Origin of the sequence: Streptomyces albireticuli, assembly GCF_002192455.1 — a bacterium.
Taxonomy (GTDB): Bacteria; Actinomycetota; Actinomycetes; order Streptomycetales; family Streptomycetaceae; genus Streptomyces; species Streptomyces albireticuli_B.
The window spans coordinates 362866-376757 of the sequence record NZ_CP021744.1; the positions used below are offsets into that span (position 1 = coordinate 362866).

Sequence of the window (13892 nt, forward strand, 5' to 3'; positions counted from 1 at the left end):
CGCGGAGGGACGGCGACGAGCCGCGCGCGGCAGCCTCGTATCCGGTGGAGGGACGGCAAGCACGGCATCAGCGTTCACTGGCATCAGCCATCACTGATATGAAAGTATCAGTCCATGATGACATCAGTCGACACTGATCTGATCCGGGTTCTCGCGGACCCGCTCAGGCTGAGGATCGTGACCCTGCTCGCCGACGAGACCCTGTGCACCACACACCTGGTCGAGGAGACCGGCGCCAAGCAGACCAACCTCTCCAACCACCTCAAGGTGCTGCGGGAGGCCGGGGTCGTCGAGACCGAGCCCTGCGGCCGGTTCACCTATTACAGGCTCAAGCCCGAAGTCATCGCCGCTCTCGCCGGGCAGTTCACCGAACTGGCGGAGCGCGCCCGCGGCGGCGCCGAGCGGAAGAGGTCCTGCCCGTGACCCGCGCCGAGGTCCCCGCCACCACGGGAGACGCCTCGGTCGTCGCGAAGCTCTCCACGCTGGACCGCTTCCTCGCCGTGTGGATCCTCGCCGCCATGGGCCTCGGGCTGGGTCTGGGGCGTCTGGTCCCCGGCCTGGCCGACGCCCTGGCGGCGGTCGAGATCGGCGGCATCTCCCTGCCGATCGCCGCGGGCCTGCTGATCATGATGTATCCGGTGCTGGCCAAGGTCCGCTACGACAGGCTCGACGCCGTCACGGGCGACCGGAAGCTGATGGCGTCCTCGCTGGTCGTCAACTGGCTCCTCGGGCCCGCGGTGATGTTCGCACTCGCGTGGATCTTCCTGTCGGACCTGCCGGAGTACCGCACGGGCCTGATCGTCGTCGGCCTCGCGCGCTGCATCGCGATGGTCGTCATCTGGAACGACCTCGCCCGCGGCGACCGCGAGGCCGCCGCCGTCCTCGTGGCCCTGAACTCGGTCTTCCAGGTCATCGCCTTCGGCCTGCTGGGCTGGCTCTACCTCGACCTGCTGCCGGGATGGCTGGGCCTCGGCGACGGCGAGCACCTCGACATCTCCATGTGGAAGATCGCCTTGAACGTCGTCGTCTTCCTCGGGGTGCCCCTGCTGGCCGGCTTCCTCACCCGGCGCGCCGGCGAGAAGCGGATGGGCCGCGAGGGCTACGAGCGGCGGTTCCTGCCGAGGATCGGCCCGTTCGCCCTGTACGGGCTGCTGTTCACGATCGTGGTCCTCTTCGCCCTCCAAGGGAAGACGATCACCTCCCGGCCCGGCGACGTGGCCCGCATCGCGCTGCCGCTCCTGGCCTACTTCGCGATCATGTGGTTCGGCACCTTCGCCCTGGGCAAGGCCATCGGCCTCGCCTACGACCGCACCGCCACCCTCGCGTTCACCGCGGCGGGCAACAACTTCGAGCTGGCCATCGCGGTCGCCATCGCCACCTTCGGCGTGACCAGCGGCCAGGCCCTCTCCGGCGTCGTCGGCCCCCTCATCGAGGTGCCCGTCCTCGTCGCCCTCGTCCACGTCTCCCTGGCCTGGCGCCGGAGGTTCACCGCGCCCGCGCGCGCATCGACCGCGGGGTGAACCGCCCGTACCGCCCGGGGCCGGGCCGGACCGTCCCACCCGGTTCCCGCGGTCGGCCGAAAGCCGGTGTGACAATCTGCCGTCGCGCCTTCCGCCCGGAGCGGCCGGTCCGACGCATACTGCGATCAGTGTCCGGGGGCGGAACAGGTGGCCAGGAGGCCTTGCCCGTCATGACGTACGACTCGCTCCCCGCGCGCACGACCCGTCGACGCCTGCTGTACGTGCTCGCCGCCACGGGCGGACTCACCGTGAGCGGCGGACTCGGCGGCGTCCGCCACGCCGCGGCGGACGCGCGGGCCGTGACGCCCGCCCGGGCGGCGCCCGTACGGCCGAGGACGCTCCGGCCGGACCGCGCCAAGGCGGACGAGATCCGGGACGAGTTCGTCCACGCCTGGGAGGGCTACAAGCGGCTCGCGTGGGGCTACGACGAAGTGCTCCCGGTCTCGGGCCGACACCGCGACTTCTTCGCCAAGGGCCACCCGGTCGGCCTGTCGATCGTCGAAGCGCTCGACACGCTCCACCTCATGGAGCTCGACACCGAGGTCGACCGCTGCGTCTCCTGGATCAAGGACTACCTCCGCTTCGACATCAACGCCGACTTCCAGGTCTTCGAGACCACCATCCGGCTGGTCGGGGGCCTCCTCTCGGGCTACCTCGCGACCGGGGAGAAAGCCCTGCTCGACCGCTGCGCCGACCTGGCGGACCGGCTGCTGCCCGCCTTCACCTCGTCCCGCACCGGCATGCCCTACCGGTACGTCAACCTGCGTACGGGCCGGGTCTCGGGCGCCACGCTGCCGCTGGCCGAGGTCGGCACGAACATCCTGGAGTTCGGCACCCTGTCCCGGCTCACCGGCGACCTCCGGTACGAGCGGGCCGCCAAGCGCGCCCTGCGGGCCGTCGTCGAGCGGCGGTCGTCGCTCGACCTGCTCGCCTCGCGCATCAACGTCGAGAGCGGCCAGTGGGCCGACCGGGCGGGCATCGCCGTGGACCCTCCGGCGGACTCGTTCTACGAGTACCTGTGGGGCGCGTGGGTGATGTTCCGCGACGAGGACTGCCGGGACTGGTTCCGGATGTTCGCCGCCGCGATGAAGAAGCACCAGGTGGAGTGGGTCGACGGGCTGCTGTGGTTCAAGCACGTCGACTTCCGTACCGGAGCCCTGCTCAACAGGCGCCAGTCCGCGCTGTCCGTCGCCGTCCTGCCGGTCGGCGGGGACGACGAGCTGGCGGCGGACTACTACAAGTCGTGGACGGCGGTCCTCGACAAGTACGACGTCATCCCCGAGGAGATCGACTACCGGCGGCTCACGGCCGTGAGCCCCGGCAACGCGCTGCGCCCCGAGTACGCGAACTGCGCCTTCCAGCTGTACTGGGAGACCGGCGACTCCTACTACCGCACGACGGCCTGGCGCTACTTCCAGAACCTCAAGGAGTACCACCGTGTGCGGGACGGCTACACCGTCGTCACCGACGTCACCCGGCGCCCGATGCGGAAGGGCGACCACTGCCCGGCGTACGTCTTCGCCGAGAACTTCAAATGGCTCTACCTCACCTTCTCCAGCACCCCGCGCTTCGACTACGCCCACGGGTACCTCAGCACGGAGGGGAAGGTCCTGGAGGGACTGCGGCGGAACGGGGCCACGGGGGACGACTGAGCCTTCGCGGCGTCCGGGGGCCGGGCCACGCCGGAAAGCCGGCTCCTCAAGACACCTCCCGGCTCTCTGTCACCGTCCGAGGACAGCACCGCCGTTGCTGTCGAGGAACTCGCCCGTGATGTGACGGGCCTCGGGTGAGGCCAGGAAGGCGACGGCCTCGGCGATGTCCGCGGGCTCGCCCACGTCACCGACGAGGGTCCGCGCCCGCCGCCCGGCGAGCTCCGCCTCGTCGGCGGGGCCGCCGGAGAAGCCGGTGCCCGCGACGAACCCCGGCACCACGACGTTGGCCGTGGCACCGCGCGGCCCCAGTTGCCGCGCGAGCGTGTGGTTCCAGGCCAGCAGGGCCGCCTTGGCGGCGCCGTACGCGCCGCCGCCCCGCAGGGCGGCTGCGGAGCCGACGGTGACCACGCGGCCGCCGGGCCGGGCGAGGCGGGGCAGCAGGGCCTCGGTGAGCAGGACCGCGGGCATGACGTTGCTGTCGAAGACCCGCCGCCAGTGCTCGGCGACCTCCTTGAGGCCCCCGGCCGGGGCGGGGCCGCCCCGGCCGCCCGCGTTGTGCACCAGCACGTCGACCTCCGCCGGGAGGTCGTCGCGCGCCCGCTCGACCTCCGCCGGCACCGACAGGTCGACCGCGACGGCCCGTACGGGGTGGGCGCCCTCGATCTCCCGTGCCGCCGCGCGCAGGACCTCCGCCCGGCGTCCGAGTACGGTCACCCTGTCGCCCTGCCGGGCGAACCTTTCGGCGACGGCCCGGCCGATGCCGATACCGCCACCGCTGACCACCACGATGCGTCCTGCCCCACCCATCGGCCCCTCCACGCTCTGCCTTCTCGGACGTGACCCCCGTCCCTCCCCCGCCTTGTCACCGACGGACAGTCCGGGTGCGGGCCGTCCGAACGTACAGGTCCGGGACACCCGCCTCGGCAGCGGCACCCCCAAAGGCCCGCGGGGGCGCCCCTATCGGGAGGCGAACGCCGATCGCACCCGCTTGCTGTTCACGATCAGGACGACACCGGCCAGCAGCACCCCGCACACGCCCTGTTCGATCTTCAGCCACACCGGGAACGCGCCGGGCAGCGCGATGACGGCCGCGATGACCACCAGCATGACGCCCGAGGCCAGCCGCAGCCGGAGGTAGGAGCGGCTGTGGCCGCGGGCCGCCCGGGTGACGAAGGAGGCCATGAGCAGGGAGGTGGCCACGACGACGCCCGCCCGGACCCGGACGGCGTCGGTCACGATGTCGTGGTGCTTGCGCAGCAGGATGATGGCGACGAGTGTCAGCAGGCTGAGGCCGGCGTAGGAGCCGACGAGTAACTTGGCGCCGCGGAACGCCTTCCGGGTGCGCGGATGGTCGAGGCTCGCATGGGGGGAACGGTCGGCGGGGTGCGTCCTGCGCGGGCTCATGGGGATCCTTTCTCTCTCCTGCGCCGCCGCTCTCGGCGGCCGTTCCAGGATCCGGCCCGCCCGCGCTTCGTTCATCGTTCACCTGAACGAGACATGACCCCTGCCGGTTTCAGGGGTCTGCCGGGGCCGCCCGTAATGGATCTGACCCGATACCGCCAGGGTCCCCTCAGGGATCCGGAACCCCGGGCACCGCGCCGGGTACGCGCTCTAGTACGCCCCGCCCCGGAAGTACAGGCTGCCGTACGGCCGCGGGCGGTCGCCTCGTTCGTGCGCGGCCGCGGACCGGTCCGCCGCGGTCGACCGCCGGTCCAGGGCCCGGAGGGTCTCCAGGCCGGCGAGGACCTTGGGGCGGTTCTCGGCCCTCTTCAGCCACGCCGGCAGCCGCGGGATCATCGCCATCGTCGGGCTCGCGCCGCCGCGCTCGCGCAGATGGGCGCCGACGTAGGCGGCCAGCTCGTCGACGTGCCGCGTGTTGTACGCCCACAGGATCCGCCCGGCGCAGCGCGTCTGGAGCCACAGCGGGCGCCGGAAGAACGGGTCCTCGGTGCCGCCCGGGGCCGCGCCGACCAGGCCGGCGCCGCGCGTCCCGGCTTCCCAGGTGTCGACGGCGCCGCAGCCCGCGCAGGCCAGGCGGCGCGGCCGGAAGAGGAGCTCGCTGAAGTACTTGGGCTCGGCCAGGCCGGGCCTGGGCACGACGAGCGCGCGGCCGCCGCACCCTGGGCAGACCACCGCTATGCGGTCGGTGAACCCCACCAGCCATGTCCCCCGGTCGTGGTGGCGTGCCGGGCCGCTCGGTTCGGTGTTCATGGCCGACACCCTCGCAGGTGCCCTGCGTCCCGGGCGAATTCGCCGGCCGTCCTTCACGGCCCGGTGTGGACGTAGGCCGCCCACCACAGCGGGTCGTCGTCCCGTGCCCGCAACCGCTGGACGGCACTGTGCAGGGCGGTCGCGGCGCGGTCCGGATCGAGGTCGCCGGGGTCGCCCGGGCCGCCGGGAGAGCGCGGCCGGGTGAGACCGGCGTAGAAGTCCTCCGCCGCCCGCAGGGCGGACTCGTCGTCGACGGCCCACTGGGCGGCCACCACATGGGTGAACCCCGCCAGTTGCAGGGCTCCCGCCAGGTGGACCGCCTCGTCGGGCAGCCCGGCGGCGCCCCGCGCGGTCTCGCAGGCCGACAGGAACGCCAGCCGCGCGTGGCTCAGGCGCAGCCGTGAGATGTCCGCGACCGTCAGCGGGCCGGACCGCTCGTGGTCGTGGCAGTACAGGGCGCCGCCGGCCGAGTCCTCCGGGTTCTGGCTGCCGTGGCCCGAGAAGTGCAGGAAGGAGTGGGCGGGGAGGGCGTCCAGCACCGCCGTCCGGGAGGCCCGGCGGCCCGCCAGGATCGTGGTGCGCGGCACCCGGCCGGACAGCAGGCGCACTTCGGCCCGCGCGTGGGGCAGCGGGGGCAGGCCGGGGGTGTCGGACTGGTCGACGGCGAGCATCCGGCCCGGCTCGGAGGCGCCTCTGTCACTCTCCGCCCGCGCGCTCCCGTGCCCGCCCGTGCTGCCGTTCCCGCCGGTCCCTTCCGCCCAGGCCGTGCCGCTACCGGGCGCCGTCTGCGCCGCGAGGGCGCGCAGCGTGGTCGTGTACGAGCACACGTACCGGTCCGGCAGCGCCCTCGGCCCGCCGCCCGCCCCGCCGGTCTCATCGGTCCCGTCGATCGCATCGGCCCCGGGGCCGTAGTGCCCGGCCGCGTGCAGGGGCAGCAGGGACAGCAGGCCGGTGGGGCACCACCACAGCCGCGGCAGCCGCACCCCCGCGCGCTTCGGGGCCTCGCCCAGCTCGGCCAGGACCGGCGCGGCCACGGCGTCCCACAGCCAGCCCAGGGTGCGGACCAGCATCCGCTGGGCCCGCCAGGCGCCCGCCGGTGAGCCGCCGGCCGAGGCGAGCGCGTCGAGCAGGGCCCCGGTCCGTTCCTCCAGGCCGCCGGGCCCCTTCAGCGCGAGCTCCGGCAGTGGCACCGCGCGCAGCCCGTCCCGGGTGACGACGAGCGCGTCGCAGCGCAGGGCGCTGGTGTTGACGACCACGACCGGCCCGTTCGCGGCGGCCGCGCGCAGCCGCTCGGCGGAGGGCAGCCGCAGGAAGTCCTCCAGCCCGGGGAGTTCCCGGGCCCGGCGCACCAGCTCGTCCATCTCGCGGGCGAGTTCGCGGTGCCGTTCCGCCGCCGCCCGCTGTTCCCGGACGGCCCTGGCGGGGTCGGTCCCGATCGCCGCCTGGTCAGGGTCGGACGCGGATCGGGTGTCCGGGTCCGCGTCCAGCAGTGCCCGCACCTCCCGGATGCGGGCGGCCAGTCCGGGCGCCCGCTCCCGTAGCGCCGTCATGTCGTCGCGGGCGTCGAGGGCCTGTGCCAGGAGTACGCCCCGGCCCTGTTCCAGCAGCTGGACGGCCTCCTGCGGGCGCCCGGCGTTCAGGGCCACGGCGGCGGCGTCGCCGGCCAGTCCCGCCGCGCGGCCGAGCGCGTCGAGCCGGTCCTCCCGGGCCAGTCCGTGCCAGGCGAGCAGGGGCAGTTCGGCGACGGCGGCCCGGTGGGCGTCCAGCGCCTCCCGCCAGTCCCCGAGGCCCGCGGCGGCCCTTCCCCAGGCCCGCGCGGCGCGGTACCTCACCAGGGCGGGCGCGGTGGTGATGCCCGTGGCCTGGCGGAACAGGTCGAAGGCCAGCTCGATGTCGCCCAGGCTCCCGCCCAGTGACGCGCGGACCAGGAGCGCCGCGCCGAGGTTGGACAAGTACTTGGCGCGCTGCGGGTGGCCGTCGGGTGCCGCGCGGACGGCCGCCCGCGCGGCACCCGCCGCCTCGTCCGCGTCGGCGGCGTCGGACGCCTCGGCCGTGTCGGCGAGCAGCCGCCGCTCGTCGATACGGGCGAGAAGGGCTCCGCTGAGGTTGGACAGGCCCACGGCGCGGGACGGGTGGCCGTCGGGACAGGCGCGCACGGCTTCCCGCAGGCAGGCGACGGCCTCGTCGGCGTCCGCCGGCCGTCGCCCCGCGCTTCCATGGCGGTGGCGCAGCGAGTTGCCGAGGTTGGACAGGTGGACGACGCGGGCCGGGTGGCCTTCGGGTACGGCCCGGACGGCGGCGCGGGAGGCGTCGATCGCCTCGTCGAGGTGGGCGGGGTCGCCCGTCCGCTCGTACCGGGTCGTGAGGGCGGTGGAGAGGTTGGTGAGGAGCAGATGGTCCGTCACATGGCCTGCGGGCAGTCCTCGGACGGCGGCGCCCGCCACTTCGATCGCCTCGTCGAGGTCGGCGAGCGCGCCCGACCACTCGTACCGCCGGCGCAGGGCGATGCCCAGGTTGGCCAGGTGGACCACGCGCTCGGGGGCGTCGGTGACGGGAGTGGCCTCGACCGCCTGTCTGCTCGCCCGTACCGACTCCTCCAGGTCCGCCTGGGCCCCGGAGCGGATGTAACGGGCGAGCAGGGTGGTGCTGAGGTTGGAGAGATAGGTGGCGCGCCGCGGGTGCTCCGTGGGCAGGGCGTCCACCGACTGCCGGCTCAGCTCCACGGCCCGGTCCAGATCGGCCGCCGTGCCGAGGCGTTCGGCCCGGACGCGTAACGTCGCGCCGAGGTTGGACAGGTGCATCGCCCGGTCCGGGCCGGACCGTGGGGTGGACCGTCCGGCTTCCTCCATCCGCTGTACGGCCTCGTCCAGCAGGGCGAGGTCGCCGTTCCGCTCGTACGCGGCCTGGAGTGCCCGGCCGAGGTTGAACAGCACCTGGGGCGCGTTGCGGTCGGCGGGGCCGCCCACGAGTGACCGGGCGGCGGCGCGGTGCCGGTCCAGCGCCTCGGTGAGATCGCCCTGGTCCCCGGTGAGCGCGAACCGGTCCAGCAGGAGGCCGCCGATGTGCGACTCGTCGACGGCCCGGTCCGGGTCGTCGGGGCCCTGCCGGACGGCCTCCCGGAAGGTGTCGAGCGCCGCGTCCAGGTCGGTGAGGGACGCGGTGCGGTCGAAGCGGCGCATCCGGGCACGTCCCAGCTCGGACAGGCACTTGCGCAGGGCGACGGGCTGGAAGCCGGTGAGGAGCCCGCGGGCCTCCTCCAGGACGGTGGCCGCCTCCTCCTCGTCGGCGGACGAGCGGGCCCACCCGGCCCGTTCCAGCAGGGCCTCGCCCAGCAGGCTGAGCGGTACCCCTCGGTCCGCCTGTGCGGCGGGGGTGGCGCGGACGCTGCGCCGGGCCGCCTCGACCGCGGCGTCGGCGTCGGCGGGATCGCCGGTGCGGCGGAAGCGGGCCAGCAGGGCGCCACCCAGGTCGTACAGGCTTACGGCCGCGGGGGCGCTGTCGTCGCCGGGGCGGGGCACAGCCCGCCGGAGGAGCTCCACGGACTCGTCGATGTCCGCCGGCCTGCCCAGGCGGGTGAACCGCAGCCGCAGGGCCTTGCCCAGGACTCCGAGGTACAGGTCCCGGTGCGGATCCGCGGCGTCGGCGGGGGTGTCGGCCAGGGCCCGCCGCGCCGCGTCCACGGCGGCGTCCAGGTCGGCCGCCGCCCCGGAGCGCTCGGCCTTCGAGCGCAGGACGCCGCTGAGGTTGGCCAGGCATCTGCGGTGTTCCGCGTGGCCGGGCGGGCAGGCCGCCACGGCGCGCGTCACCGCGTCGACGGCGGCGTCGAGGTCGGCCGGGTCGCCGAGGCGCAGGAACCGCTGGTCCAGTGCGAGCCCGAGGTTCGTCAGGTACATCGCCCGCAGGGGGTCGTCCGGGGCGGACCGGCGATCGGCGTGCCTGAGGGCGTCGACCGCGGCCTCCAGGTCCGGCACGGCGGCGTCCCGTTCGTACCGGGCCAGGAGGGCCATGCCCGCGTTGGAGTGGAAGAGGGCCTGGGGCTCCGGCGTGGCCCGTACGGACGCGGTGCCGTGGGTGACGGCGTCGTCCAGGTCCTCCTGGGTCTGGTGGACACCGAACCGGACGAACAGCGCGGCGGAGAGGTTGGAGAGGTACAGCCCGCGGTCCGGGTCGTCAGCGGGGGCGAGCCGTACGGCCTGCCGGCCCATGTCGACGGCCTCCTCCAGGTCCGTGGCGTCACCCAGCACCGCGCAGCGGTTGCGCAGCGCGCCGCACAGGTTCGCGAGGAGCATCGGGCGGACGGGGTGCGACGCGGGCAGGACGCTCCGCAGCTCCCGCCAGAGGGCGATCGCGTCCTCCAGTGCCTGGCCGTCGCCCCTGGTCTGCCAGCGGCCGAACAGCTCCAGGGCACGCTCCCACAGGGCGGCCAGGTCCCGTGGCTCGGGCACGTCCATCGTGGCGACGGCCTCCCGTATGTCCTCGGGCACCTCCTCCGGCGCGAACCGGATGACCAGGGCGAACAGCCCGAACGTCAGCCGCGCGTCGGGCAGGGCCTCCTCGGTGCCCGGGCCGAGGGCCACGCACCGGGCGTAGTGCAGGCAGGCGACCGCGTACAGAGCGGACCGGTCGAGAAGGTAGAGCGGCTGATGGGGCCCGGCGGGGCTCTCCGGGACGCGCAGGACGCCCAGGCGCAGCGCGGTGGCCTCGGCCAGGGCGTCCGGTTCCGTCACGGCCTCCCGGTTGCCTTGGTTCCAGAAGGCGCCCAGCCGTTCCTCCAGGCGGGCGGCGATCCGCTCGATCCCGGTCCAGTCGGGCTCGGTCCGGTCAGGTCCGGTCAGGCCCGGTTCGTTCCGGGTGGCGCCGGTCCCGGTGCCGTCGTTCCCGGTGGTGTCGTTCCGCATCATCCGCCCCCGCAGTCTTGTCCCGTCTCCCCCGCATGACATGATGCTCCATCAACTTCGTCGCGGAGGGGGCGGATTGTGGAGACCTCGGAGCTGCTGGGTGTGCTGTGCCGGGAACTCCCCGAGCTGCGGGCGGTCGCCGAGGAGACCGGTGACGGTGACGGCCTGGAGGAGGTCCTGGCGGCGGCGCGGCGCGGGGAGCCGGTCGACGAACGACTGCGGGCCCTGGGGCTGCTGCGTCTGCTGGAGTCCTCGACGACCCGTGCCGCGCCGGCGGGCGGCGAGCAGGCGGCCGGCCTGGTCTCCCTGCCCGGTGACCGCGTCGGGCATGTGGCGCTCGGCCGCTACCGCTGCCCGGCCGGCGCCTGCCGCCGGGCGGAACAGCCGAGTCCGGGCGAGGACCTGCCGGTCTGCGCCCTACACGCCCGGCCGCTGCGGTTCGGCTGACCGCGCGGCCGGGGCGGGGGCGGGGTGGGATGAACACGGTGCTGGCGGAGCTGGGCCGCAAGTACGTGGAGCGGTGGGTGGCCGTGCTGGTCCTGCCCGGGCTGCTCTACGTGGCGGGCGCGGTGGCGGCCCACCGGCTGGGCCACGCCCACTGGGCCGACGCCGGCCGGCTGGCCGGTCTGCTGGATCCCGGTGGCCCGCTCGACGGTGGCCGTACTTCCCTGTGGGTGCTCGTGTTCGCGGTGCTGCCCGTGCTCTCGGCCGCCGCCGGGCTGGCCGCCCGCGGTGCCGCCGCGGCGCTGGGGCGGCTGTGGTTCGAGCCCTGGCCCTTCGGTCTGCGACGGCTCGCGCGACGGCTGACGGCGGCCCGCGCCGAGCGGTGGCGGGCGGCCGACCGCGCGTACCGGACCGAGGTGGACGGCACGGGGGCGCGGCCGTCGGCCGAGGTCCGGGCGCGGATCGACGCGCTGGCGGCCCGGCGCAACGCCGTCGCGCTGGGGCCCCCGGCCCATCCCGTCTGGACGGGCGACCGGCTGGGCGCGGTCGGTGCCCGCGTCTGGGCCTGGTACCGGCTCGACGTCGTCTTCGCGTGGCCACGGCTGTGGCTGGTGCTGGAGGAGTCCGAGCAGAACGCGCTGCGGGCCGCCCGCGCGGAGCTCGACACGGCGGTGACCCTGGCGGGCTGGGGCGTACTGTGCCTGCTGCCCGCCGTCTGGTGGTGGCCGGCGCCGCTCGTCGCGGCGGCCGTCTTCGCGGTCGGCCTGCGCCGCACGCGCGCCGCCGTGGACACGCTGGCGCATCTCACGGAGGCGGCCTTCGACCTGCGCGCCGCCGTGCTCGCGCGGGAGCTGGGCTTCGACGTGCCGGAGGGGCGCCTGTCCCCGGACACCGGCGCGCAGGTCACGGCGCACCTGCGGAAGCACGTGTAAGAGCTGACGGGGGGCTGGTGCGGAAGCCGACGCCACGCTGTGGGCCGAGACCGCCGGCGTCGAACCGACCGGGCGGATCCGCACGGCGCGGCGCGGGCTCCGGCTCCGCGCTCCCGCCGGTCGGGAACGGGGGTTCCCCCGGCGAGGCGGGACGAGCGAACGCGCCGGGGTGTCTCAGCTCTCGTTGGCGAAGTGGACGCAGTTCCCGGCGGGGTCGCGGACCGCGAACTCCCGGCCCGCGGGGGATTCCCCCACCGCGGTCATCGCCGGGCCCGAGGTGTCCCTGTAGTCGGTGGAGACCACACGCGACCATTCCGCGAACAATGCGTCGACGTCCGTGACCTCCACCCACGCCGAGGTGTTGTCCGCGACGATCTGGTGTTCCGTACGGCTGATGAAGAGGTGGACGTCACCGCGGTGGACACCCGCGAAGTCGGGTTCCGCGAAGTCTTCCTCGAACCCCAGGGTGCCGACCCAGAAGGCGACGTCCGCCGCCACGTCGACGGCGGTCAGGACCGGTACGGCGCCCGTGAACTTCACCATGGCGGATCCCTTTCGGAATTTCTTCGGACCGCGGGTCGGGAATCGTGCTTTCGTTCCCGGAAACGACTCGCGCGGCAGCATATCCGGGTCGCGGTCAACTCGGTGGCGGGGCGGCGGGAGGGCGGCCGGGTCCGTCGGAAGGACCCGTCGCCGCCCGCCGCCGCCCCGCGCACCGGGACATCGGACCGGGCGGACCTAAGGGGTCAGGCCACCGGGGCCGGGTAGGTCGGGTACTCCACCCCGGAGACGTGCTGGACGACGCGGATGACCTGGCAGGAGTAGCCGAACTCGTTGTCGTACCAGAGGTACAGGATGGCGTTGTCGCCGTCGACCTTGGTGGCGCCGGCGTCGACGATCGAGGCGTGGCGCGAGCCGATGAAGTCGCTCGACACCGCGTCGGGAGCGGTGGTGAAGTCGATCTGGCGCTTGAGCGGCGAGGTCAGCGACACGTTGCGGAGGTAGTCGAGGACCTCCTCGCGGTCGGTCTCGCGCCCGAGCCGCAGGCTCAGGATCGCGATCGAGACGTCCGGCACCGGCACCCGGATCGAGCTGCCGGTGATCGGCGCCTTCAGGTCGGGCAGCGCCTTGGCGACGGCGGAGGCGGCACCGGTCTCGGTGATGACCATGTTGAGCGGCGCCGAGCGCCCACGGCGGTCCGAGCTGTGGTAGTTGTCCAGCAGGTTCTGGTCGTTGGTGAACGAGTGGACGGTCTCCACGTGGCCGCGGAGCACACCGTACTCGTCCGCCATCGCCTTCAGCGGCGGGACGATCGCGTTGGTGGTGCAGGACGCGCAGGACAGGATCTGCTCGTCCGGCTTGATCGTGTCGTGGTTGACGCCGTGCACGATGTTGGGGACGTCGCCCTTGCCCGGGGCGGTAAGGACGACCTTGTCGATACCGGGGCGCAGGTGCTTCGACAGACCGGCGCGGTCGCGCCACTTGCCGGTGTTGTCGATGAGGATGGCGTTCTTGATGCCGTACGCCGTGTAGTCGACCTCGGACGGGTCGTTGGCGTAGATCACCTTGATCTCGTTGCCGTTGGCGGTGATCGTGCTGTCCGCCTCGTCGACCGTGATCGTGCCCTGGAACTGGCCGTGGATGGAGTCGCGGCGCAGCAGGGAGGCGCGCTTGACGATGTCCTGGTCGCCGCCCTGACGGACCACGATGGCGCGCAGGCGCAGACCGTTGCCGGAGCCGGACTTCTCGATCAGCAGGCGGGCGACGAGGCGGCCGATGCGGCCGAAACCGTAGAGGACGACGTCGCGCGGCTCACGGCACTCGATCTTGTTGGCGCCCGTGGCGCCGGCGACGGACTCGGCGGTGAACTCCTCCACCGAGAGACCGCGGTCGTCGGCCTTGTACGTCGCGGCCAGCATGCCGATGTCGATCTGCGAAGGACCGAGATCGAGAGTGGTGAGGGCCTGGAGGAAGGGCAGCGTCTCGGTGACCGAGAGCTCCTCACCGGCGATCTGGCGGGCGAACCGGTGGGTCTTGAGGATGCTGACCACCGACTTGTTCACCAGGGAGCGGCTGTGCAGCAGGATCGTGACGTCCCGCTCCCGGTGCAGCTTCCCGACTATCGGGATCATCGACTCCGCGATCTCCTCGCGGTTCTTCCAGTTCGTGAACGAGTCGTCATTGACAGTCACAGGTTTATCTTTCGAGCTAGGCGGCGCTTATCTTTCGAGCTAG

At 73.7% G+C, this 13892-nt stretch carries 11 protein-coding genes; 5 read left to right on the forward strand and 6 right to left on the reverse strand.

The genetic code is table 11. From position 1 onward, the window contains the following. The first annotated feature begins 114 nt into the window (after nt 1-114). From SMD11_RS01595 to SMD11_RS01605, 3 genes are all read left to right on the forward strand, one after another. Nucleotides 115-423 carry an ArsR/SmtB family transcription factor gene (locus SMD11_RS01595; RefSeq protein ID WP_087924678.1) on the forward strand — a complete coding sequence of 103 codons (309 nt, stop codon included), beginning with the start codon at nt 115-117 and terminating at the stop codon, nt 421-423. Beyond that, the gene (arsB, locus tag SMD11_RS01600; protein ID WP_087924679.1) at nt 420-1520 is read left to right on the forward strand and encodes an ACR3 family arsenite efflux transporter; all 1101 of its coding nucleotides are present in this window, start codon (nt 420-422) and stop codon (nt 1518-1520) included. Before SMD11_RS01595 ends, arsB begins: the two co-directional genes overlap by 4 nt. Nucleotides 1521-1690: 170 nt before the next feature. After that, entirely contained in the window at nt 1691-3172 is a 1482-nt protein-coding gene (locus SMD11_RS01605) for a glycoside hydrolase family 47 protein (RefSeq protein WP_087924680.1), read from the forward strand. A gap of 69 nt (nt 3173-3241) precedes the next feature. Here SMD11_RS01605 and SMD11_RS01610 read toward each other — a convergent pair whose 3' ends face one another. The 4 genes from SMD11_RS01610 to SMD11_RS01625 form a co-directional block, all read right to left on the reverse strand. Then, nucleotides 3242-3979 (reverse strand): SDR family NAD(P)-dependent oxidoreductase, encoded by a 738-nt coding sequence (locus SMD11_RS01610; RefSeq protein WP_087924681.1) that lies wholly within the window; start codon nt 3977-3979, stop codon nt 3242-3244. A 150-nt stretch (nt 3980-4129) separates the two neighbouring features. Beyond that, a complete protein-coding gene (locus tag SMD11_RS01615) occupies nt 4130-4576 on the reverse strand; it encodes a hypothetical protein (RefSeq protein WP_087924682.1) in 447 nt (148 codons plus the stop codon). A gap of 207 nt (nt 4577-4783) precedes the next feature. Then, nucleotides 4784-5383 carry a hypothetical protein gene (locus tag SMD11_RS01620; protein WP_087924683.1) on the reverse strand — a complete coding sequence of 200 codons (600 nt, stop codon included), beginning with the start codon at nt 5381-5383 and terminating at the stop codon, nt 4784-4786. A gap of 53 nt (nt 5384-5436) precedes the next feature. After that, on the reverse strand, nt 5437-10284 hold the full coding sequence (locus SMD11_RS01625) for a CHAT domain-containing protein (RefSeq protein ID WP_107421919.1): 4848 nt from the start codon (nt 10282-10284) through the stop codon (nt 5437-5439). 75 nt (nt 10285-10359) lie between these two features. Between SMD11_RS01625 and SMD11_RS01630 the strand changes: the two genes are divergently transcribed. Further along, a complete protein-coding gene (locus SMD11_RS01630) occupies nt 10360-10728 on the forward strand; it encodes a hypothetical protein (RefSeq protein WP_087924685.1) in 369 nt (122 codons plus the stop codon). A 29-nt stretch (nt 10729-10757) separates the two neighbouring features. Then, on the forward strand, nt 10758-11657 hold the full coding sequence (locus tag SMD11_RS01635) for a hypothetical protein (RefSeq protein WP_087924686.1): 900 nt from the start codon (nt 10758-10760) through the stop codon (nt 11655-11657). A gap of 174 nt (nt 11658-11831) precedes the next feature. Here SMD11_RS01635 and SMD11_RS01640 read toward each other — a convergent pair whose 3' ends face one another. Further along, entirely contained in the window at nt 11832-12200 is a 369-nt protein-coding gene (locus SMD11_RS01640) for a bleomycin resistance protein (RefSeq protein WP_087924687.1), read from the reverse strand. Nucleotides 12201-12403: 203 nt separating this feature from the next. Next, the gene (locus SMD11_RS01645) at nt 12404-13849 is read right to left on the reverse strand and encodes a glyceraldehyde-3-phosphate dehydrogenase (protein ID WP_087924688.1); all 1446 of its coding nucleotides are present in this window, start codon (nt 13847-13849) and stop codon (nt 12404-12406) included. Nucleotides 13850-13892 lie beyond the last annotated feature (43 nt).